The sequence below is a fragment of the Zhaonella formicivorans genome (assembly GCF_004353525.1).
Lineage (GTDB): Bacteria > Bacillota > DUOV01 > DUOV01 > Zhaonellaceae > Zhaonella > Zhaonella formicivorans.
Map to the genome: position 1 here is coordinate 2,485,955 of NZ_CP085524.1, position 21,807 is coordinate 2,507,761.

General features: G+C 49.8%; 21 protein-coding genes and 1 pseudogene. 7 read left to right on the forward strand and 15 right to left on the reverse strand.

What is annotated here, in order from left to right; all coding sequences use genetic code 11:
* Positions 1-96 precede the first annotated feature (96 nt).
* Both EYS13_RS12155 and EYS13_RS12160 read left to right on the forward strand, forming a co-directional pair.
* Positions 97-525, forward strand: coding sequence for a MarR family winged helix-turn-helix transcriptional regulator (locus EYS13_RS12155; protein WP_227763021.1), 429 nt, complete (start codon positions 97-99; stop codon positions 523-525).
* A 75-nt stretch (positions 526-600) separates the two neighbouring features.
* A complete protein-coding gene (locus EYS13_RS12160) occupies positions 601-1,788 on the forward strand; it encodes an MFS transporter (protein ID WP_227763023.1) in 1,188 nt (395 codons plus the stop codon).
* A 15-nt stretch (positions 1,789-1,803) separates the two neighbouring features.
* Here EYS13_RS12160 and EYS13_RS12165 read toward each other — a convergent pair whose 3' ends face one another.
* Positions 1,804-3,147, reverse strand: coding sequence for a stalk domain-containing protein (locus EYS13_RS12165; RefSeq protein WP_227763025.1), 1,344 nt, complete (start codon positions 3,145-3,147; stop codon positions 1,804-1,806).
* A 645-nt stretch (positions 3,148-3,792) separates the two neighbouring features.
* On the opposite strand from EYS13_RS12165, the pseudogene thiS reads away from it, so the two are divergent.
* The 5 genes and pseudogenes from thiS to EYS13_RS12190 form a co-directional block, all read left to right on the forward strand.
* Positions 3,793-3,981 (forward strand): annotated as a pseudogene (gene thiS, locus EYS13_RS16585) (sulfur carrier protein ThiS); the annotation flags it as partial.
* Positions 3,982-4,845: a HesA/MoeB/ThiF family protein gene (locus EYS13_RS12175; protein ID WP_423055348.1), complete on the forward strand. Its 864-nt coding sequence runs from the start codon at positions 3,982-3,984 to the stop codon at positions 4,843-4,845.
* Entirely contained in the window at positions 4,838-5,260 is a 423-nt protein-coding gene (locus EYS13_RS12180; RefSeq protein WP_227763027.1) for a M67 family metallopeptidase, read from the forward strand. Before EYS13_RS12175 ends, EYS13_RS12180 begins: the two co-directional genes overlap by 8 nt.
* A complete protein-coding gene (locus EYS13_RS12185) occupies positions 5,253-7,619 on the forward strand; it encodes a sulfurtransferase TusA family protein (RefSeq protein ID WP_227763036.1) in 2,367 nt (788 codons plus the stop codon). The genes EYS13_RS12180 and EYS13_RS12185 overlap by 8 nt, the downstream gene beginning before the upstream one ends.
* Before the next feature lie 209 nt (positions 7,620-7,828).
* Positions 7,829-8,881, forward strand: coding sequence for a YeiH family protein (locus EYS13_RS12190; protein WP_227763038.1), 1,053 nt, complete (start codon positions 7,829-7,831; stop codon positions 8,879-8,881).
* A gap of 445 nt (positions 8,882-9,326) precedes the next feature.
* Here EYS13_RS12190 and EYS13_RS12195 read toward each other — a convergent pair whose 3' ends face one another.
* The 14 genes from EYS13_RS12195 to EYS13_RS12260 form a co-directional block, all read right to left on the reverse strand.
* Positions 9,327-10,193, reverse strand: coding sequence for a hypothetical protein (locus tag EYS13_RS12195; protein ID WP_227763040.1), 867 nt, complete (start codon positions 10,191-10,193; stop codon positions 9,327-9,329).
* A gap of 237 nt (positions 10,194-10,430) precedes the next feature.
* Entirely contained in the window at positions 10,431-11,753 is a 1,323-nt protein-coding gene (gene dnaB / locus EYS13_RS12200) for a replicative DNA helicase (RefSeq protein ID WP_423055349.1), read from the reverse strand.
* A 159-nt stretch (positions 11,754-11,912) separates the two neighbouring features.
* Entirely contained in the window at positions 11,913-13,877 is a 1,965-nt protein-coding gene (lonC, locus tag EYS13_RS12205; protein WP_423055350.1) for a Lon family ATP-dependent protease, read from the reverse strand.
* Between the two features lie 173 nt (positions 13,878-14,050).
* Positions 14,051-14,497, reverse strand: a complete 447-nt coding sequence (gene rplI / locus EYS13_RS12210) for a 50S ribosomal protein L9 (RefSeq protein WP_227763044.1) — start codon at positions 14,495-14,497, stop codon at positions 14,051-14,053.
* 176 nt (positions 14,498-14,673) lie between these two features.
* The gene (locus tag EYS13_RS12215; RefSeq protein WP_227763046.1) at positions 14,674-15,663 is read right to left on the reverse strand and encodes a YybS family protein; all 990 of its coding nucleotides are present in this window, start codon (positions 15,661-15,663) and stop codon (positions 14,674-14,676) included.
* Positions 15,660-15,977, reverse strand: a complete 318-nt coding sequence (locus EYS13_RS12220) for a MazG-like family protein (RefSeq protein ID WP_227763048.1) — start codon at positions 15,975-15,977, stop codon at positions 15,660-15,662. The genes EYS13_RS12215 and EYS13_RS12220 overlap by 4 nt, the downstream gene beginning before the upstream one ends.
* A gap of 191 nt (positions 15,978-16,168) precedes the next feature.
* The gene (rpsR, locus tag EYS13_RS12225) at positions 16,169-16,399 is read right to left on the reverse strand and encodes a 30S ribosomal protein S18 (protein ID WP_227763050.1); all 231 of its coding nucleotides are present in this window, start codon (positions 16,397-16,399) and stop codon (positions 16,169-16,171) included.
* Positions 16,400-16,417: 18 nt separating this feature from the next.
* Positions 16,418-16,831 (reverse strand): single-stranded DNA-binding protein, encoded by a 414-nt coding sequence (locus EYS13_RS12230; RefSeq protein ID WP_227763052.1) that lies wholly within the window; start codon positions 16,829-16,831, stop codon positions 16,418-16,420.
* Between the two features lie 18 nt (positions 16,832-16,849).
* The gene (rpsF, locus tag EYS13_RS12235; protein WP_227763054.1) at positions 16,850-17,149 is read right to left on the reverse strand and encodes a 30S ribosomal protein S6; all 300 of its coding nucleotides are present in this window, start codon (positions 17,147-17,149) and stop codon (positions 16,850-16,852) included.
* Positions 17,150-17,278: 129 nt separating this feature from the next.
* The gene (locus EYS13_RS12240; RefSeq protein WP_227767913.1) at positions 17,279-17,485 is read right to left on the reverse strand and encodes an AarF/UbiB family protein; all 207 of its coding nucleotides are present in this window, start codon (positions 17,483-17,485) and stop codon (positions 17,279-17,281) included.
* 22 nt (positions 17,486-17,507) lie between these two features.
* On the reverse strand, positions 17,508-18,206 hold the full coding sequence (locus EYS13_RS12245; protein WP_227763056.1) for a helix-turn-helix domain-containing protein: 699 nt from the start codon (positions 18,204-18,206) through the stop codon (positions 17,508-17,510).
* Between the two features lie 105 nt (positions 18,207-18,311).
* Positions 18,312-19,685, reverse strand: coding sequence for a radical SAM/SPASM domain-containing protein (locus tag EYS13_RS12250; RefSeq protein WP_423055351.1), 1,374 nt, complete (start codon positions 19,683-19,685; stop codon positions 18,312-18,314).
* Positions 19,686-19,754: 69 nt separating this feature from the next.
* The gene (locus EYS13_RS12255) at positions 19,755-20,756 is read right to left on the reverse strand and encodes a patatin-like phospholipase family protein (RefSeq protein ID WP_227763066.1); all 1,002 of its coding nucleotides are present in this window, start codon (positions 20,754-20,756) and stop codon (positions 19,755-19,757) included.
* A 23-nt stretch (positions 20,757-20,779) separates the two neighbouring features.
* Complete coding sequence (locus tag EYS13_RS12260; protein ID WP_227763075.1) at positions 20,780-21,385, reverse strand: lysophospholipid acyltransferase family protein; 606 nt, start codon at positions 21,383-21,385, stop codon at positions 20,780-20,782.
* Between the last annotated feature and the right edge of the window lie 422 nt (positions 21,386-21,807).

The window sequence follows — 21,807 nt, forward strand, 5'->3', positions numbered from 1 at the left end:
GAGAGTCTTGACATCCCGTTTTTTCGCCGATATACTTAACTTGGATAAAATACCGTTTTTTTATAATCGAGTAGAAAGGAAAAGAGGCCTATGGAAATGACGCAAGAACAACTGGCCCTACAACTGGATCTGGTTTTTTCCGAACTTCTGCACAGGCTTCGGGTTTCGACCGCCAAGGACGACGGTCTAACGGGGGTACAATTTTTCACCTTACGTTATATTGCCAGGGAAAAGCAACTAACAGTAACTGATCTTGCTTCCACTTTAAACGTAACTCTGAGTGCAATCACCGGTTTGATAAACCGGCTGGTAAATATGGGACTGGTGGAACGCCAGCAGGACCAAGGTGACAGGAGGGTCGTCTGGATCCGCCCCACCGAAAAAGGGCTGGCCATAGTGGAGAGCGCTAATTTCCATCGTTCCAAAGAACTTGCCGCCTATTTAAAGAAAGTGCCGCCGGAAATAAAAGACAGTCTGGCATTATTCTGCGCTAAAATGGCGGAAATCATGGAACTTTCCCTCTAAATGGGGAAAACAAAATACTGCCCTTGGCAATCCAAGACACCTCGGTAACAAAGTCAGGGCAAAGGAGCGATTAAATTGCATAAACTTTCAACTTCGAGTAAATTTTACCATCGCAATTTTTCAAAAACGGTGCTTGCCACCGTTTTATTTTTAAGCACTTATTACTTGCTTTTGCCGGCCCTGCCCCTCTATATGCAAACTTTGGGGACCAATAAGTTCGAGATCGGTTTGATCATGGGCATCTTTTCCATCAGTTCTTTAATCTTGCGCCCGATCAGCGGCCAGCTGGTTGATGTCTACGGGCGCAAAAAAGTGATGCTAATCTCCATTCTAATCTACCTGGTAACACCACTGTTCTATTTTTGGGGAACCAGTATTGCCGTTCTGGCTTTTATTCAAATTTTTTACGGATTTGCCATGGGCAGCTACACCACATCATCCACCACTTATGTGGCTGACATAGCCCCAGCTCACATGGTAGCCTCTGTAGTAGGCTGGTTCAGTATAGCCATTATCTTGGCCAAGGGAATTGCCCCGGCAGTAGGCACCCGCTTTTACCAAAGCGCCGGGTTCATGTTGCTCGTTTGGTTTTCGGTGCTGATTGCTGTTATTGCTCTGTTCATAACCCGCCGGATTGAAGAGCCGACGCTTGCAAAGGATCCGGCAAACCAATCCATTCCCTACCTCAAGGTAATCACCGACAAGAAGATCCTGCTGCCCACTTTAACCTTGTTCTGCGGGCTTATCACTTTCGGGGCCATTAGCGTCATGTTGCCCCTCTTTGCGCACAGCAGGGGAATAATTAATATCGAAAACTTTTTCGTGCTGCACACTTTAACCGTTGTCTTCACCCGAGTATTTACGGGTAAACTGGGACAAAAACATCTTAGTACACTGGTCATAATTTCTATGCTTCTGCTGATTTTATCTTTAGCTCTAATGAGTATCGTCAATACCATGGGGCAGCTGCTTACAGTGGCTGTCATCTACGGTTTGGGCTACGGCGCTTTCTACCCTGTATTAAGCGCTCTAGTAGTCATCCATACTCCTATCCACCAGCGCGGAACTACTTTGGGCTTTTTTACAACCGCTTTCGATTTAGGAGTCAGTGCGGGAACGGTACTGGGCGGTTTAAGCGAGTTTGTGGGATTTAGGGCGGTTTATTTGGGAACTTCGCTGATTCCTTTGGCCGGGCTGCTGCTATTTATCCTGGTCTATTTACCCCATCTCAGAGCTCTTGGCGCCAAAAGCTCCTCCGTTTAAAAGGAGGAGCTTTTTTCAGTTATTACTTTCTGCTATGGCTGACCAAACAGGTGCAGGAATTAGTCCTAGCCTCCACAGAGAAAATCCGGCCAACTTGTATTTTTTCACCAATTCCAGTTTTCCCATGATGCTTAAATCGTTTTCATACCACACTTCATGCATAACTCCCTCGCTGTCCAAGTACCGCAGCCCGGGGGAGTATGCCTCCTCATCCCAAACGGGCGAACCTGAATCCACCGAAGTATTCACCTGCTCTAAATCCACAACTCTGCCTTTTCCGCCTACCGGCCAGTCATAGCCGTACAAGCCCAAACCCAGGATGATTTTTTCGCTAGCAACCTGGCTGGCAGCATAGCTGGCTACCCGCTCAACCCAACCCAGCGCCGCCACCGGTCCGGGTTCACCGCCGCTATAATGCTGGTCATAGGCCATCAGCACCAGGTAATCGACCGCTTCACCCAGCGCTTGATAATCGTATCCTTTCTGCCAGCTAAAATTGTCGTGGATTTTAGCCGGGACCGACAGGGAAAGCTTATAGCCTTCTGGACTGAGCCTATGGTGCAAACCTTTAACCAGCGCCGTATAGTTATCTCGGTCCTCAGCGCTAACCCCTTCGAAGTCAAGGTTAACCCCCTGATACTGCCTGTTTGCCAGAACCCCATAAACCGACTCGATAAAATTAGCCCGGGACTCTTCGCTGCTTAACAGTTCATGCAGGGTCTGTTTGTCGTTCTGGAAAATCACAGCGTAGACTGGAATTCCGTTCCCCCTGGCCAATTCATACCCTTGCGCAAAAAATACTTTTTCCTGCACGCTCCCATCGCCGCTCACAGTATAAGAGAACGGCAATACGGCACTAACCTTGTCCAGGTTATTTTGCAGCGACCCCAGAGATTGATAGTCAACGTAAAATCCCCAGCTTTCCTTGGGTGATTTGTTTACCTGAGAATTGATATGTACAGCCTGGGTAGCTCCATCCCACACCACATGGGCTCCCAAAGCCTGGCTGATAAAACGCAGCGGCACCATAGTCCTTCCGTTAACCAGGCGGGACGGAACATCTACCTGGTAGCTCACTCCGTTGATCTTAGCATCGGGAGAGGCGATGGTGAGATGAATCCGCGTACTGCCCCGCTTGATCTCCACCCTTTGCAAGAATTCATTCCAGTTAACTTCTGCCCCCAAACGCTCAAAGACCGAGCGCAGCGGTACTAAAACCCGCCCGTCGACCAAAACAGGGTTTACCCCTAAGTCAACCTCCTGCCCGTCCAGGTATAAGCTGATTTCTTGGGCTGATGCCGGACCTGGCCACGCCATTAGTACAGCAATAGCTAAGACAAAAATAATTATTTTTTTCAAATGCAGTCCCCCTCTTCCTGCCATACAATCTAAAAAGCTAACAAGCTGGTAAATGTCGATTTGCCAACCCTCCAGGTGAAATGTAATTACCCTTACACCGTATCTTAAGACGTTTCCCGTGCCATAAAAGTTCCCCATGCTAAATCTCGACGTCGTATGATGCCTATTTCAGCCCCACTTTAAAATCTAAAAGTAAGCAGAAATTTCTGTTTCGTCTAGTAAACAATAAAAAGAAGCAAATATGAGTTCGAATGTATTATGGAGCGAGACAGGTTTCGCTCCAGGCTGGCGGACCGGCAGACCCAAACCGTCACACCAACAAACGAAAGAAATTAGAAGAAATTGTCCATTGGGATGGCTTTAAGAAGTGATTTAAAAGATTGCAGAGCCATCTTCTTGTTCTGAAAAAATTTATACCCCAAGTATAGTAAAACCGGCAGTAAAAGCAACTTTTTGCTTTTATTGCCGGCTTTAATTTTCAGGCAACAAAATTCCTTTCCAGTTATTGACACCAGTTGAAGACTAGAGTATAATCTGCTTAATAAATTATATAATTCTGATCGGTTTAGTTGGTTTTCCCGCTCTTTGGAAAAACCGTCCGATCATACGCATTAGGGCAAAACATTTTATGGAGGGAGGAACAATATGAAACTAATCATTAACGGAGAAAGCAAGGAGGTCCGTAACGAAATCACTGTTCAGGAATTGCTTGAAATTGAGAAGGTTGAAATGCCGCAGTATGTTTCAGTACAGTTAAATGAAGAATTTGTGCGCAGCGATGCTTTTTCCGTCACCAGACTGCGGGATGGCGACCGAGTTGATTTTATGTACTTTATGGGTGGAGGCAGCCACCCTGAGGAGGTGGCTGCAGTGACATTGACAGCGGATCAAGTGGAGCGCTACAGCCGACATATTATCTTGGAACAGGTAGGGCTAAAAGGCCAGCAGAAGCTGTTGGCCGGTAGCGTGCTTATTGTAGGAGCCGGAGGACTGGGTTCTCCCGCCGCCTATTATCTTGCTGCTGCCGGAGTGGGAAGGATCGGAATTGTGGATTTTGACCGGGTGGATTTAAGCAACCTGCAAAGACAAATTGTCCATACCACTGCAGATGTTGGTCGGCTAAAGGCCGAATCCGCCGCCGAAAAACTGCGTGCTATCAACCCGGACGTGAAAGTGGAAGTTTATACTGAGCCTCTTTCCTCCAATAATGCAGTAGGAATCATCGCTCAGTACGATTTTGTCATTGACGGAACTGACAACTTCCCTGCCAAATTTCTGGTCAACGATGCTTGCTACTTTGCCCGTAAACCCTTTTCCCATGCCGGGATCTTACGTTTTGCAGGGCAAACCATCACTGTCCTGCCGGGAGAAACTACTTGCTACCGGTGTATCTTCCCTTCACCTCCGCCGCCCAATGCAGTTCCTTCCTGCGCTCAAGCCGGAGTACTTGGAGTTTTGGGCGGGGTTATGGGCACAATCCAGGCTACTGAAGCGCTGAAATATTTGCTGGGTACAGGGGACCTGCTGACCAACAGGCTGTTAACTTACGATGCACTGATTATGAGAACGAGGGAAATCAAAGTAAAACGCAGCGCGGACTGTCCCCTTTGCGGTGACCGTCCCACCATTACGGAGCTGCAGGATGAACAGCCAGTCTTTTGTACACTGAAAGGAACAACAGGTAATGCCAATGCTTAAAATTCCTGAGGATATCTACCAGAGGCTCTTTAGAGAAGCCGTAAAGCATGCTCCCCTTGAAGCATGCGGTTTACTGGCTGGCAAAAACAATGTAGTTACTGAATTTTATCCCCTGACCAACGTGGACAAAAGTTCCGAACATTTTTCCATGGATCCGGTCGAGCAGTTTGCAGCTGTCAGAGAAATGCGCCGGCACGGGTGGGAAATCGTGGCCATCTGGCACAGCCATCCCGCAACTCCGCCACGGATGTCCGAAGAAGACAAGAAACTGGCGTATATGCCCAATGTAAGCTATGCCATTCTTTCCCTGGCAGAAGAACATCGGGGTAAGCTGAGGGCCTTCAGGCGGGAAAACGGGGACTTTAGCGAACAACAAATAGAAATTATCAAACGGGGGAGGGAATTAAATGCATAAAACATATGCAATTCCACAATATGTTCTTGATGAAATAGAACAGCATGCCAAAGACGTAGAGCGCTATCTTTCCGGCCAACTGTCCAGTGACCTGTTTAAAGCCAGGCGGGTACCGCGGGGTATCTATGAACAGCGGCAACATGGGCTGTACATGGTGAGGGTTAGGGTAGCGGGAGGATTTTTATGGTCGTCCCAGGCTAAAAAACTGGCGGAACTCAGCCGACGCTATGCCAACGGCAGGGTCCATGTTACCACCAGGCAGGATATTCAGCTCCACGAAGTAAAAATCGAAGACACTTACCCCATTATGAAGGGCCTATTGGAAGTCGGACTGACTCCATTGGGTGGCGGCGGAAACACAGTACGCAACATCACCGCTTGCTCTCATGGGGGCCTGCTGCCGGGCGAAGTGTTTGACCCACAGCCATATGCCGTGGCATTGACAAATTACTTATTGCCGTTCCAAAGTTCCTATAATCTGCCGAGAAAATTCAAGATTGCTTTTTCGGGCTGCGCCACTGATTGCTCGCTGGCCCAGGTAAACGATCTGGGCTTTTTAGCAAAAATCAGGAACGGACAAAAGGGTTTTGCCGTTTATGTGGGAGGCGGTATGGGCACGCGCTCCCGTGTGGCTGAACTATTCAAGGATTTTATCCCCGTTGAAGATCTCCTGCGGGTTGCGGAAGCTGTAAAAAGGGTCTTTCTTAGATACGGCGACCGCCGCAATCCCCACCGGGCCAGGCTGCGTTTTGTGGTTGAACGTTTGGGCGTTGACAATTTTTTACATGAACTGGAACAGGAATTGCTTAAGGTAACCGCGGAGGGCATACCCAACGCAGTCCCGGTGGAGCTGGCTGCAGAGCCGCTTCCGCCAGCAGCCCCGCCGGCTGATGTCCACATTGACGGGGATGCCTTTGAAAAGTGGCGGAAAATCGCTGTTAGGCCCCAGCGGCAGGAAGGTTTTTTCCTGGCTACGGTCCTTATCCAGCGCGGTGATTTAGCTGCTGACGACCTGCAACGGTTGGCAGAAGCTGCAGAACGCCATGCAGGTTCGCAACTCCGGACAGACCGCTTGCAAAACCTGCTTATACCTTATATTCCGGCAGCCCATTTAGCATCTCTTTACCATGAGCTACAAAACCTTTCTCAGAACGTGACCGTCCCTCATCACGGCGAATCCCTGCTGGTGTCCTGCAAAGGGGCAGCCACTTGCCGTCTCGGCATCTGCCGCTCCCAGGACTTGAATGCGGCCATCAGCCAGGAAGCTTTGAAGGCGGGGCTTGACCGTTCAGTTTTCTCGGAAATCGAAATTCATACCAGCGGATGTCCCAACAACTGCGGGCAACATGCTATCGCCCCGCTGGGATTCTTCGGTGCAGCAAGGCGAAAAAATGGCCGCAGCTACCCGTGTTATACCATAGTGGCAGGAGGCCAGGCAGGAAAGGACGGTGCCACTCTCTCCCAAAATTTGGCTGAACTTCCTGCAAAACATATTCCGGCATTTACCGTGGAACTGCTCAAGGATTACGCCAATAGCCAGCTGCGCCCGCAGGGCTTTCTCGCTTACTGGGAACAACGAGGCAGAGCTCTGGCCTTAGAGCTCACCGGGAAATACTCGGTAATCCCTGCTCCAGAGGAGGCACCTGACTTTTACAGAGATTTTGGGACAGAGGAAGATTTTTCTTTGGCCGGCAGGGGACCGGGCGAGTGCGGAGCCGGTATTTTTGAATTAATAGCTCAGGAACTGAAAAAAGCAGAAGCAGAGTTCTTGGACGCAAAGCAGCTTGTAAAAGAGACCTCGGAGCGTGCCCAAAAACTCCTCCATGCTGTTGTCCTGGCCGCCGGAGCCCTGCTGGTAACCAGAGGAATCGAACCGGGCAACCCGGATGTGGCCCTGAAAGAATTTGAGAGACATTTTATCGACCAGGGGTTAGCAGATAAAAAACATCTGGAGCTGTTGCTTTTAGCCCGTTCTGCGCTGCGTGGAAAAGCACAGCTGCTGCTGGATGAGGAAGCAAGGATCAGGGCTTTGTTAGATGAGGTGCAAGCTTTGTATGATTCCATGGACGCAGCTTTGAATTTCCCTGTCAAGTTGAAAGACCAAGCTGAGCAAAAAACATGTACTTTCAACAAACCGCCGGAGTTAAATTTGCGCGGCGTTAAGTGTCCTATGAACTTTGTCCGTGCCAAGATAGCTTTGGAGCAGCTGGAAGAAGGTCAGGTGCTGGAAGTGATACTGGATGAGGGCGAACCGATAAATAATGTGCCTGCCAGCTTCCGGTCCCAAGGTCAGGAAGTGATTTCCATTACACCAGAGGACGCTGACTCCTACAGGGTGAAAATTAGGCGCGTCAAATAGCTGATATTTTTTTAATTTCAATGCCTAGTTTGCCTATCGGTTAACCATAGTTAAGCTTGGACGGGGAGGTGAAACAATGAAAATAACCTTGGACTGGTGGACGGTTTTGTTTGCTTTAGGGTTAATGGTACTGGTTAAGGCAGGGGTCTTAAGCTCCGTGCCCTGGTAAAAACAAAAGCTCTCAAAATAATTGTAAAGGAGAGGGAACTATGGCTGTCAGAGAACAAGATTTACGGGTTGGAAACCCTACCGGAGAAAATTTTGGGCGCTGGCTGCAGTATATCCCGGGGCTGCTGGCATTGCTGACGGTCGGATATGCAGGTAAAATTGCCGCCAAATATGTGCCCCACATGGAATACGTGCTGTTTGCAATTGCCTTCGGCATGATTATCAGCAATACTGTCGGCGTACCTAAACTTTTGGAGCCTGGCATTGCTACTTACGAATTTTGGTTGAAAGCCGGCATCGTCTTAATGGGGGCCAGGCTGGCGCTGCAAGATGTTTTTGCCATTGGGCTCAGCGGTGTTGGTTTGGTAATTGTGGAGATAGTGATTTCAATTGCAGCGGCCCGTTTCTTCGGCAGGTTGTTCGGGCTTTCGGAAAAGCTTAGAGACCTCATAGGAATCGGTGTCGGGATCTGCGGTGTCTCGGCTATCATGGGTGCCATGGGAGCTATTGATTCCAACGAAGAAGAATCAACTTATGCTATAGCTACCATCCTGATTTTCGGCGCGGCAATGGTATTTATTTACCCACTGCTCGCTAATTTCCTTGGGCTTTCTGATCAGTTTTTCGGCTATTGGGCCGGCTTGTCAATTGACAATACAGCAGAAGCTGTAGCTACAGGATTTGCTTTTTCGGAAGCAGCAGGTAACTATGCCACTACCGTCAAGATGATCCGGAATGCCCTGATGGGTGTCGTAATTCTGCTTTTTGCCTTGTCCTACGCACGCAAAGGGCTGACCGCAGAAGTGGAAAATAAAGGCCGTTTTCTTTGGGTGCGTTTTCCAAAGTTTCTAATCGGCTTCTTACTCTTTTCTGTCCTGGCCACCCTGGGCTTTTTTAGCAAAGAAAATATAACTGCCATTAAAAACCTGAGCAGCTGGGCCTTTTTGATGGCATTTGCCGGAGTAGGTTTTAGAGCCCGTTTTGCGGAAATGAGGGCGGGTATTAAACCATTCCTGGTCGGCCTTGGCGTCGAAACTGCCGTTTCCATGGCCACCTTTTTAATGCTGCTGCTTGCCGGACCATATATTTTCTGAGAACAGTGAAGGAGGGGAATGTCCCCCTCCCAGACCGTCGACAAACTGCTATCAGCCCGCATGCATTATGGAGCAGGACTGGTTTCCTCTAGGCCGGCAGCGGAACTGAAGGTCAACGGCGTAGGAGCTTATTAATTGGGGACATTTCTCGGCAAAGGACAGCAACATGCATATGAGGTGTGTCCCCTGACCGCCTGTTCGAAATAATACATGTGGGCTTTGTCTACAAGCTGTAGCAATATGTTTCATAATGCCTAGAAATTCCAATCCTTTAGGAGCGGCAGAAGCCTAGTCGCACTTATGCGGTCGTTTATAAGGCTTGCATAGAGCCTGAAAAGTTTATGCGCTTTTGGCAATAGTCTTTGGAGCAGCGGACACAAGGGTTACATTTGCAAAGTAGCCTTATTTGCTTAAAGAGATAAACAAGAATTGGCTAGCCCCGGTATTACTGAAGCACAAAAGCCCGTTTTTCAGCATTCCAGATGTAGACTTCCTTGATCTTCTCTTTCTTGGTAATTTCATATTCACCGGCCAGATCACCTAAATTTTTGCTCCTGCCCTGGGTTCGAATACCGGTAACTTCAATCTTGCCTTCCGGGCGAAAAACTATGGCTGCCTCCTCTTTGCGCATTAACCAGCTGGTTTGGTCTCCTTTCAACTGCCCCCCTTCCGGCCAGTATTCCTTGCGGTACCTGTCCCTTTCCCAGACTTTTTCCAGAGCTTCACCTTTAAAAATATATACCGACTTGGTCTTAACCTTGAAAAATGCCCCCGTCATCTCATCCAAGTATTCGTCGATTACCAGGGCTTTGTAGTCAAGTCCGGGAAGCCCGATTACCCCCACGTGAGTAACTGGCACCAGGTCAGTCAACGCTCCTATAAGCTCATACCCTTTGGCGCCTGGAGAGAAAACCGCCACCAATCCGTTGTCTTTACCTGCTGAAACGCTGATAACCAGCTCTTTCCCGGAAGCAGGGTGAATATCAACAAAGTTGAACTCATACCTTAAGCTGTTTAATTCCAGCCAGTGGGATAAATCCAAAGCCTTCAACGCAATTTCCAGGGCCTGTTGCCTTGCCCAAATTTTATCTCCTGCCGCTCCTTGTAAAATTTCCACAATCTTGTATTCCAGGCTGTTTCTGCTTCCCTGCTTTGGCACGATATATTTCCCCGAGGCCATAATAGCAGTAACATCTTTTTTACCGGCTCCCCACAAACTGTCTTCCCCTTTGTCGCGGAAAAGGTTCCACCCTATCGAAAGTTCAACAGCCAGCATAGCGGCAATAATAGTCAGTCCAAGAGTTTTTCTCATCTTCCTCCCCCTTTGAAATATTGTCAAATCCCATCGTCAAAATAATTGTAGTCGCCGCCGGGCTGCTATAGTACTAAAATCTGTTTTTTAACGTGCAGAATTCGGACAGCGGGAGCACCCTGATTAGAGCCGCCAGTTTCAAAGAAACGGCCTGCAGAGCGTTGTTAGTCCTTAGTCGTTAGTCCTTTGTTACATGCCTACTAAAAAAAGCACCAACGGATAACTTCCGTCAGTGCTTTAACCTACCTGCTGGGCCAAATCCACAAATTTAGTGAATTCCGCCAAAAATCCTACCTCTACGCTGCCGGTGGGTCCATGGCGGTGCTTGGCCACAATAATTTCTGCAATTCCCTTTTTATCCGTTTCCGGGTCGTAATACTCCGGCCGGTGTATAAACAACACACAGTCACTGTCCTGCTCTAAAGAACCCGATTCCCTCAAATGGCTTAAAGCAGGTCTTTTATCATGGGTCTGCTCCACAGCCCGGCTCAATTGGGATAAGGCCAGAACAGGGATATCCAGCTCCCTGGCCAAAGCCTTGAGAGAGCGGGAAATATCGGAGATCTCCTGCTGGCGGTTTTCGGTCCTTTTACTGGACTGCATCAACTGCAGGTAATCTATAATTACCAAGCCCAAGCCTGTTTCAGCTTTCAGCTTCCTGGTTTTCCCCCTGATTTCCAACACGCTGATTGCGGGTGTATCATCGATAAAAATTGGGGCCTCAGCGAGTCTTCCCGCAGCAGAAGCCAGCCTTTTCCAATCCTCTTCCTGCAAGAAGCCGGAACGCAGTTTGTGCTGATCTACCATAGCCTCCGAAGAAAGCATCCTCTGCACCAGCTGCTCTTTGGACATTTCCAGGCTGAAGATGGCCACGGGAAGTTTCTCCTTAATTGCTACCTTCTGCGCAATGTTTAAACAAAAAGATGTCTTGCCCATACCCGGACGGGCAGCGCAAATAATCAAATCGCTTTTATGCAGGCCCGAGAGCAGCTTGTCCAAATCACGGAAGGTAGGCACACCCGTCGCTTCTCCCTTATGTTTTACCAGATATTCCAGGTGTTCTATAGTGTTAATTAAGAGCTCTTTTATTGGCGTAAAGCCCTCTTTACGGCGGCGTTGGGAAATATCCATGATCATTCGTTCCGCATCATCCAGGAGCTGGGACAGATCCTCTTCGCCTTCGTAAGCCTTTTGGGCGATCTTAGTAGCTGCAGTTATTAAGGAACGGAGGGTTGCTTTCTCCTCTACAATCCTGGCATAGTGCTCTGCATTGGCGGCAGTGGGCACAACGCTGGAGAGAAAAGCCAGGCTGGATACCCCGCCTACCTTGTCCAGTAAACTTTTCCGCCGCAGTTCTTCTGTAAGTGTGACCAGGTCCACCGCTTGACCTTGTTCATTCAGTTCTACAATAGCTTCGTAAATCACCCGGTGGGCTTCCAGATAAAAATCGGAGCTTTTCAAAATCTCGATAACATTAAAAATGGCTTCCTTGTCAAGCAGCATGGAGCCCAGGACAGCCTGCTCCGCTTCAATATTCTGAGGTGGTACCCTGTCTATCAGCATAATCTGTGCTCCTCCCGACAGTTCGGCCTTCGGCCAAGTCATCAGTCCTCAACAGCGACCTGCGGTCACGTCCTTAGTAGTTAGTCCTTAGTTGCATATATTGCTTTTGCGGAAAAGCCAACGGCTAATTGCTGACAGCTGACGGCTGAAAGCTGTTTAGTCTGAACTGAAAGCTTCCCCCATTGCTTCTTCAATAGTCGCCACCGGAATAATTTCAATCCCCTTTAACCCTACAGGCACATCTTTTTTATTGTCCGCGGGGATCAAAACTTTACGCATACCCGCTTGCTTTGCGCCGTAAATCTTTTCAAATACCCCTCCGACAGGCTTAACCCTGCCCTGAATGGAAATCTCCCCGGTAATGGCTATGTCCTGTCTCAAAGGTCTGTTCTGCAGAGCGCTGATGATGACAAGACAAATGGCGGTTCCCGCAGAAGGACCGTCTATATTGCCCCCGCCAACTACGTTAACATGCAGATCATAATCATCCAGGTCCAGTCCGGTAACTTTGCGAATAACTGAACCGGCATTGAAGACCGAATCCTTGGCCATGCTGCCGGCAGTTTCATTAAAACGCATCCTGCCCTTACCTTTTTCTCTGGCGGCAAAAGCTACCGCTTCAATTTCTATTACCGAACCTACAAAACCGGCAACCCCCAAGCCAAAGATACGTCCTACCTCAGGCCGGGAGCCGGCTTTCTGCGTTACATAGGGAATTAAACGGGAGGCTTGGACAACGCTATAGACATGTTCCGGCATAATAGCAATACCGTTTTCCGGCAAAGTCCCGCTTGTCTGGGCCTGATAAAGGGCCAAACCGTAAGCATCCGCCAGGATATTGTTGGCTTTTCTGCCTTCGATTGTATATTCGCTAATAATTTCAGGTACTCCCGGGCCCAGTTGCACTCCTAATTTGGGGGCAGCTTTCATAATAATCTCCTGAATGTCGGCGGGAGTAAGGGGCTCGAAATACACTTCAGCACAGCGGGAACGCAGGGCCGGGCTTAATTCCGCCGGGTCCCTGGTAGTTGCCCCGACTAAAATGAAGTCTGCCGGCGCCCCTTCTTCAAAAATCTTTTTAATATAACTGGGCACATTATCATCGTGGGGATCGTAATAAGAAGATTCAAATTCCACCCGTTTATCTTCTAACACTTTCAGGAGTTTATTCAAAAGGAGCGGGTCCATCTCCCCGATTTCATCAATGAAAAGAATGCCACCATGGGCATCAGTTACCAACCCAAGCTTAGGCTCAGGGATCCCTGTTTCGGCAAGATCCTTTTTAGCTCCCTGATAAATGGGATCATGGACCGAACCAAGGAGTGGATTAGTCACATCCCTGGGATCCCAGCGTAAGGTAGCGCCATTTACTTCCACAAACGGCGCTTCACTGTCAAACGCCGATCCTGGAATCTTCTTTGCCTCTTCCAGAGCCAGCCGCGCCGCTGTGGTCTTACCAACGCCGGGCGGGCCATAGACAATAATGTGCTGGGGAAATGGTGAAGCCAGTTTGGAAACTAAAGCCTGTACTGCCCGCTCCTGGCCTACAATCTCAGAGAGAGTGGCAGGTCTGAGTATTTCCATGGCCGTCCTGGCAAGCCTAATCTGATCCAGTTTTTCCAGGATTGCCAAACGCTTTAAGGTCTGGGCATTCTCGGGACCGGCATTTTCCTTGAGGATTTGCATTTTGATCTCCTGCACATACTCCTCATGCCGCTCCTGCATTTTTTCCGCAATCTTTCTTTCCAGCTTGTCTTCCACAACCCTGCGGGCCATATAGTCAGCCAGTTCTTCTTCCAGTTCTTCCAGTATAGCCGGTAATTCCTGTTGCGATGGCACCCGGTCAATAGTAGGGTCCTCGTACACTATTTTTTCCAGAGCAAGCACTCGCTCAGCAACTTCCTCGGAACGCAGCAGTTCCAGGGCTTCCAGCTTGCTGGCCTTTAATACCAAGCGGTCTGTCCCGTAAATATCACAAAGGATTCCGTACAATGCAGCTACCTGCCTGGAAACTGTATCGCTTTCAGCTTCCAACATATTCAGGATCTCTTCAGAGGGGTTATGCTCATGCTGTCGTAATTGTTTATCCAAGTTGATACCCCTTTCTATCAAGCCTTTAATGTCCAGCTAACCGCGTCCTTAGTCATTAGTGGTTAGCTTTCAGCCGTCAGCTGTCAGCTATCAGCATTTCCCTGCTGGCTTGATAATTGCATGATTAGTGACTAACGGTTTTACAAGTCCACAAAAGCTATACATGCAACTAAGGACTAAGGACTCGGCTTCTAGCCGCTAAATTATTCCCCAAGAACTTGCACGGTCAGGTTAGCGCTGACCTGGGGATGGAGGCGCACCGTTATAGGATAAACACCCAAAGCTTTGATGTTTTCTTTAAGCTCAATTTTTCTCTTATCTACAGTTACCTCATACTGGGCTTGCAGAACTTCAGCAATCTCTTTGTTGGTAATGGAACCGAAGAGCTTGCCGTTTTCCCCTACTTTGCTGGTGATTTTTAATACTTTTCCCTCTATTTTTCGGGCAGTTTCCTGGGCGGCCATTAGCTCCTCTTCTTTTTTACGCTCCTGCTTTTGTTTGAGCATTTCTATTTCCTTAAGGTTACCGGCAGTTGCCTCTTTAGCCAGACCCCTGGGTAAAAGATAGTTTCTGGCATAGCCGTCGGAAACTTCTACTACCGCACCCCTTGTCCCCAAGCTTTTAATATCTTTATTTAAAATAACTTTCATCCCTATCACCCCTTCTTCTCGCGTAAATAGTTCCCAACCTCCGGCTTACAGTTATCAGCTTACACTAGTTGCACACGAAAATCCATAGATAAAGTTTGCCTACACTTTATCTATTAACAAACAACTGCAAGCTATATCGGGCGGGTAGCTAAAGGCTTACAGCTGTTAGCTGACGGCTAATTTTGCCCCAGTTTGCGGTAATCAAAAAGGGTATCAAACATCCCTAAAAAGGCCAGACTGAAAGCAGCTACAGGAAGATACATCAGTACTACAAAGGCTATAGCCAACCTAAATACAGGTTTTAAGTTAAATTTCTGCATATAGAATTTTAAAATGGCCAGTCCAATCAGGAAGAAGACTGGGAAATAAACTGCTAAAACATTTTGCCCAACCAGTTTGAGGGTGTCTATTTGATAATAATCCCCAAGCAAAAGGGAACCAAGTCCCAGGATGAAACCCCAGATAAAATACCAGGGTAACCTCCAGGTAGTAAAAGGCGGAATTGCCGGCAGCGAAATTCGCATTTTGCGCAAGATTATACGGCTCAGCAGGAAGCTGGCCAAAGCCGTTGCCAGCGAACTCACAATCATAACGCCCGGAATTAAACTAATGCTTAAAGCTGCCGCCTGGCTAAAAATTGCCCTGAGCTTTTCTTCGGTCATTCCCTGCTGGGCCATCCGGTCCAGAATGCCCATCTGGCGGTACATTTCTATAGCGGTGTCAAGCATAGCCATCATTTCCTGCCGCATCTGATCCAGGGAAAAGCCAACAAGCAAAATTGAAAGGCCAATGACCAGTACCGTGCCGGTTACAGCTGCCAGGGCACCGTAAAAAACAGTCCGACCCACAGGCCAATTCTTTTTAAAAGCCAACCCGTAGATTAAGGACATAATCCCAAATTCCAAGGCCAGGGACAGTCCCCTGAAAGGAGTGGCAAACATCATCAAGAGCAGGGTTGTCACTATAAAAGCCAATATCCCTGTCCGCAAATCGTGGCGAAGACAAAGCACAATCAGAGGTATTGGCCAAAGAAAATTGGTAAGCAGACTCAGTGGAGGAAGAAAAAGCCCTACAAGACCCAGTATTGTGGCAATAGCAGCTAAAACTGCGCCCTCCACCAGGGCGTTGATTGGACTGCGTCTATGCTCCAAATTATTTTCATTCACCGTCTTGAGACCTCCAAATGGTTCAATAAAGCCGATAAATCGCCGTACCATTCTTCCGCAGCATGCCCTTCAGCGATTTCCCGGCGCAGTTTTTCCACCAATTTCAAGTCAATTCTTACAAAGTTTATGCCTACACGTTTTCCCAGGATATATGCCGAAATAATCACTCCGCCCAAGGCATCCAGAATTGCCTCCTGACTGCCTTTTACCATTGCTTTAAAGAGCGCTCCTGTAGAACTGATCAAATCGGCCTTCAGCCACTCTATCATGCGCAGGTTTCTGGTTATATCCAATTCCCGGTAACCAATCCCCAAAGTAAAACCCCTCCACCACCAGTTTAGATACCACTACACTGTTCGCTTTTGTGTAAATTTCTCCTACCCAAACATACTTGACAATGTTATTCTCCCTAGATCGTAAAATTCCCCTGTTTTTACAAAAAATATAGCAGCTTATTCTAAACAAAACAAGAGGAGCAAACGCCCCCCCTTGCAAATGGCAAAAACTATTCTGTTTGTGTAAACGGCAATAACGCTATGTGTCTTGCCCTTTTTATAGCCGTTGTCAACTGTCTTTGGTGTCCTGCACAGTTGCCGGTGATACGTCTTGGCAAAATTTTACCGCGTTCCGTCACATATTTCTTTAACCTGTTCACATCTTTGTAATCAATGTATTCGATCTTATCCACGCAAAAACTGCACACGCGTTTCCGGGGACGTCGACGATCACGTTTCATCCACTACCCTCCTAAAAACTAAAATGGCAGGTCATCGGCTGGAAGGTCAAATCCTGAGCCGAAAGGATCCTCTTCTCCGCCAAAAGGCGCAGCCGACCCTTTGCCTCCTTCCTTGGGCCAATCCAAAAAGCGGACGTTTTCTGCAACCACTTCCGATACCTGTCTTTTTTGCCCTTCCGGAGTATCATAACTCCGTACCTGCAGCCTTCCTTCCACTGCCACCAAGCGGCCCTTGCCAAGGTTGTTGGCACAAATCTCAGCAAGTTTTTGCCAGACTACTATGCGAATAAAATCTGCTTCGCGCTGGCCCTGCTGGTTGACAAAAGGCCGGTCCACAGCTAAAGTAAATGTGGCAACAGCCACTCCGTTAGCGGTGTATCTCAATTCAGGATCCCTGGTTAAACGCCCGATAAGTATCACTTTGTTCAGCAAAGCATTACACACCCTTTGCTAGCTTGCTTTTTTTTCATCCAGCCTGATTACGAGGTACCTTAAGATCTCATCAGCGATCTTAAAAATACGCTCCAGTTCGTGTGCTGTTTGAGCTGGGCTCTTGAAATTCATCAGCACATAATAACCTTCGCGGTGTTTTTCTACCTCATAGGCCAGCCTGCGCTTACCCCATTCATCAACATTGGTTACCTCACCGCCGTTGTCCACAATCAACTGCTTAAACTTCTCCACAACCGCAGGAATCTGCTCTGCTTCAACGGAGGGTTTAATGATATACAGGGCCTCGTAACTGCGCATGACTATTCACCTCCCTTCGGACTGACGGCCCCCTTACGGGGCAGGGATATTCTGTGGCCATTTATTATACAACCACTATTTTAGAATTATAGCACTAGAACAGGGAAAATACAACGTTTAACTTGGGATTTATTGGTGACGGGCAAACCGCTCGGGTCCTGACCCTGCTGCTTTAACCGGGCCATATCCCCCAGCTTCACCCCGCCACGTACTCCATGGTGAGTACGCTGGAGCGGAATACTCCCAGTAAACCTTAGGGATGTAGACGGTATCATCTCCCGCAAAGTTCTGCCGGAAGCGCTCGGCATTGCGGCCCTCCGTCAGGTAGTGCTCCATTTCTTGGAGTAGCAAAGAAAAATTACGTGGTTTTTTCCAGCGCCTCTTCCAGAAAATCCATCAGCAGGGCCTGTTCGGATTGGTTGAGGTCGGCCAGATTGTCCTGGAACCTGTCCAGGTGGCTGGCGATCTGGGACAATAACGGGAACTGGGTGGCTGTTTTCAGCATGCTGCCCATGGCGGCGCCGGCAAGCATAGCCAGTCCTATTTCCGCCTTCGCCGCGCCCAGCACCACGTTTTTGAACAGCCCGAGGCTCTTTGCGCTCAAGGTTTGCAGTTGCGCGATCAGGAGGGCGATCATGTAGGCGCTGAAAATCAAGGGGCGTTCCAGGCCGGGCAGTTCGGCCATCAGTTCTTCGATCAATTCCCTGGGATTATTTTTTTTCAGCTCTGCGCACAGGGACAAAAGCCGTTGCTTGACTTGCCGCCATTCCTTGACAGGGGCCTTCTCCTCCCAGGTGTTGCCGGATAGCACCGCATCAGCCAGACGGGTAGGCGCGAACAGTACCATCGCCCGACCGGGAAACTTCTCGCCCTGGTTGACCTCGTACTGGCTGGCCAGTAAGCCTTCCTTTTCCAGCGTCTTCAGCATCTCGTAAGCGCTCCACTTGCTGACTCCCAGCAGTTCAGCCACCCGCGCGTAATGTACTGGCAGGTTGGTGGCCTCGTAGAGTTGTTTAATCTTTTGCAGGAAGTCCATTCGCCGCCGAGTGATGCGCATCACTTTCCCTCCAAGTTAATCGTATCGTCAATTTATATTATCACCCTCCTGTACGTGTCTAGTCAAGGGCTGTAAGGATTCAGGCGAAACGCGATTTTTTTCGAGTTAACCGACAGTCCTCATGGTTTGCCGTGACCGTACCTCCGCGGTCACCGCCGCCCAGGCCGCCGCCCGCCGGTCCAGATGTTCGCCCACTTCCCCTTTCAGCACTTCGTCAGCGCCGGCGTGGGTGGGCCTGGCCCCGCTTTCCGCCACGATGTCCCGGAGCGCGGAGGGCACATCGATAATGGGGCATGGCCGCAGGTGGTCGCCGCAGAAGGGCTGCCTTTTTTGGAAGGCGGCAAACAACGGTGAGCGCAAAATCTCTTCCAGGCTGTGCTCATTGATATTGTGGGTGGAAAAGTGCACAAAGGCACACGGCTCCACCGCGCCGCTGGCGGTCACGTGGAAGTACCGCCGCCCGCCGGCGATGCATCCCTGGGTCAGTTCCCCGTCGTTCCAGAAGTCGGCCAACACGATGGGCTTGTTCTGGCGGATAGTGGGTACGCGCGTAGCCATGTAGGCCCGCTGTTCCGGTGTCAGCATCAGGTCCGGATTGGGGTTGCGACCGATGGGGATGTAATGGAAGACCCAGCCGTACCTGGCCCCTTTCTCAACCAGGAAGTCCACGAAGCCGTCGGAGGTAATCTCTTCCATGTTCTCCCTGGTGGCGGTGAGGGAAACGCCGAAGACCGCTCCCCGCTCCCGCAGCCGGTCCATGGCGGCGGTTACCTTTTTGAATACCCCCGGCCCCCGCCGGCGATCGGTCCTTTCCTCCCAGCCCTCCAGGCTGAATGCCGGCGACAGGTTGCCCACCTCCACGATCTGGTCCGCTACCCGGTCGTCGATCCTGGTGCCGTTGGTATACAGCATGAAGGCCATATCATTATGTCTGGCGGCCAGGTCGAACAGGCACGGATACATGAAGGGCTCCCCGCCGGACATGACGATCCAGTAAATACCGAGTTCCTTGGCCTCAGCACAAAGGCGGTCAAGACGCTCAAAGGAAAGCTCGTCATGCTGGGCGTAGGCGCCGGCCCAGCACCCCTCGCACCGCAGGTTGCAGGCGCTGGTGGGGTCAACCAGGATGAAATGGGGGATGTTATACCCCAGGGTCTCGGAAAGATGACGCTGACGGGGGACGCCCAGTAGCATCGAATTAACAAAAAAGTTATATAACAGCCCCTGCAAAATGTTAGGATGGGCATCCCCTAACACCCCCTCTGCGAGCTGCCTTATTGCCTGATTAGAGTTAATGGCCTTTTCCAAAGCAACGATATTTTGCTTGTGTCCCTCCTGCCGGGCTAAAAGCTTACCAATACTGAGCAGCCGTTCTATATGGTTTACCGGGTCGCTACTCAGGTAGTTTAACAACTCTCGCAATACCTTTTCGCTTACATATCGCTTGGCGAATTCCAGGTTAGTTCCCCACTTTTCCATCATAGCGGTCCTCCTCTATGTTGTTTTAGTTGACATGGAACGTTCTAGCTAGCTAGATATATATTTTCTTCAAACCATTTCCCGTTCACCCCCCGTACCGGTTTCTCTTCTACCACCGTTCGTCTTGGACTGAGGAGCGGTGACAGCTCTTCCGGCAAGGTCCCATGTTTTCAGCAAGATCTTAATCTCTTCGGCCACCTGCCGGCCCACTGCTTCCCCTGCCTGGATGCACTCACTGACCCGGTGAAACTCATACCACCTTACATTTTCCACCGCCGGCTTCAACATCCAGTAATGCACGGAGGGAGTCCCTAGCGTGGAACCCTCCATGTAACGGTCGTACAGTTCCAGTGAACGGCCAACAATGTTGATGCTCTCGGGCAACCCCAGCTTTAGGAAGTGTAAGAAAGCCGGTACCCCTGCCAGGCAATAAGTTTGCCTGAAAGGTATCTCCTTTAACCACTTCCATGCCTGCACCAGGACATCAGCCCGGTCCACCGGCGAGCAAACATCCACGGCCACCACCACCTCTACCCCCGCTTCCTGGGCTGCCGACACCGGCACCGGGGCGGTTATCGTCCCGTCCACCAGCAGGTGCCTCCCTGACTTGACCGGGCAAAAGATCCCTGGCACCGCAGTGCTGGCCCGCAAAGCCCGGGCCACTGGCCCGGTGTTGATGCGCACTTCCTCGCCGGTAGCGATGTCGGTGGCAACGACGATCAAAGGCTTCTCCAGTTGATTGAACTCCCTGCCCCCGGTTAAGGTATCAAAGTATCTTTCCAGCCGGTTGCCGGCAATCACGCCCTGGCGGGGGATCTTCGGGTCTGCCAGGCCCAACAGCCTTCGCCCTCGCATCTCAAGGGCCATATCTATCAATTCATCAATCCGGTATCCCGAGGCATAGGCGGCGCCCACTACCGCCCCCATGCTGGTCCCGGCAATCACATCAACAGGGATGTCTGCCTCCCGGAAAGCCTTGAGTACTCCCAGGTGGGCATAGCCCCGGGCGCCACCGCCCCCCAGGGCCAGGCCGATGCGCGGCCTCCCTCGGACTGGTTGTCTTTCCTCCATTTTTTCAACGACCCCCAATGATCCTACATTTCACTCAACATTTGCTGCATTTGGCTGATCAGTTTAGTATTCAAAGCTGCCATGGTTTCCTGCCCCGGTCGCAGGACCTTTTCCAGCATCCACGGGGCAGCGACTTGCATGTAGATTCTACTGCGACGCGGGAAGACGGCGCCCGCCGGCAGCGCTGTCCTGGTCCCCTTGATGACCACCGGCAGCACCGGCGCCCCTGTCTTCAGGGCGAGATACGCCCATCCTGTTTGGAATGGACCAGACTTGTCCGTCTGGCTAACCCGACCCTCAGGGAAAAGACCGAGGGTACCCCCTCCCTGCAATATCCCTAATGCTTTCCTCATTCCCGCCAGTTCACTCCCCTTGTTTTGCACCGGGATGGCGCCCATAGCACGCAAAAACGCTCCCACTACTGGCAACCTGAACAGGTAGGCTGCCGACAAGAACGTAATCCGCCGCGGCAAGCAAGCCGCCAGAAGGAAGCCGTCCAGTAGGCTGGCGTGGTTGGCCACCACAATCACCGGGCCTGTTCGAGGGATATTTTCTACCCCGGCAATTACCGGCTTCCCCAAAAACCCCAAAAACCACTTAGAAATTAACTTAACCAAGGGGTAGATCATTAGTTCATTTTCCACCTTTAAGCCAAGTTACCGGGAGGCTGGGCTGATCAGAAGTTGGCAAACGGCCATAAGGTTAACCCCAATTTCCCAAATTTCCCCGTTTCCATAACTATAATACGGATGCCAGATGATGTCAAGATGGTTAACAGGGGGTCACAGGGATCGTTAAAGTCGTTCTGAGAGAAGCACAGTGTAATTAGGTGAATAATTTTTTGAAGTTTGGTTCCCCGATAGTTTGTAAAACTACGGGCTCCCGGCAATACTGCACAGATATGCGTCTGAGCTGTTGGGATTTGTATTGGTTAGATTTATAAAATTTATACAAGTAACACAAAGGATCTTTTTGTCGTTTTTGGTAGGTTGTTACGCTTAATTCACTTTTTTTGACAAATTTCACAATCAGCTGCTGCTATACTTGAATT

Coding starts and splice junctions, on each gene's coding strand:
- EYS13_RS12155 (WP_227763021.1), top strand. CDS start 97: ATGACGCAAGAACAACTGGCCCTACAACTGGATCTGGTTTTTTCCGAA.
- EYS13_RS12175 (WP_423055348.1), top strand. CDS start 3,982: ATGGGTGGAGGCAGCCACCCTGAGGAGGTGGCTGCAGTGACATTGACA.
- EYS13_RS12180 (WP_227763027.1), top strand. CDS start 4,838: ATGCTTAAAATTCCTGAGGATATCTACCAGAGGCTCTTTAGAGAAGCC.
- EYS13_RS12185 (WP_227763036.1), top strand. CDS start 5,253: ATGCATAAAACATATGCAATTCCACAATATGTTCTTGATGAAATAGAA.
- EYS13_RS12190 (WP_227763038.1), top strand. CDS start 7,829: ATGGCTGTCAGAGAACAAGATTTACGGGTTGGAAACCCTACCGGAGAA.
- EYS13_RS12195 (WP_227763040.1), bottom strand. CDS start 10,193: ATGAGAAAAACTCTTGGACTGACTATTATTGCCGCTATGCTGGCTGTT.
- rplI (WP_227763044.1), bottom strand. CDS start 14,497: ATGAAAGTTATTTTAAATAAAGATATTAAAAGCTTGGGGACAAGGGGT.
- rpsR (WP_227763050.1), bottom strand. CDS start 16,399: ATGAAACGTGATCGTCGACGTCCCCGGAAACGCGTGTGCAGTTTTTGC.
- rpsF (WP_227763054.1), bottom strand. CDS start 17,149: ATGCGCAGTTACGAGGCCCTGTATATCATTAAACCCTCCGTTGAAGCA.
- EYS13_RS12240 (WP_227767913.1), bottom strand. CDS start 17,485: ATGGAGCACTACCTGACGGAGGGCCGCAATGCCGAGCGCTTCCGGCAG.
- EYS13_RS12245 (WP_227763056.1), bottom strand. CDS start 18,206: ATGCGCATCACTCGGCGGCGAATGGACTTCCTGCAAAAGATTAAACAA.
- EYS13_RS12250 (WP_423055351.1), bottom strand. CDS start 19,685: ATGGAAAAGTGGGGAACTAACCTGGAATTCGCCAAGCGATATGTAAGC.
- EYS13_RS12255 (WP_227763066.1), bottom strand. CDS start 20,756: ATGGAGGAAAGACAACCAGTCCGAGGGAGGCCGCGCATCGGCCTGGCC.
- EYS13_RS12260 (WP_227763075.1), bottom strand. CDS start 21,385: ATGATCTACCCCTTGGTTAAGTTAATTTCTAAGTGGTTTTTGGGGTTT.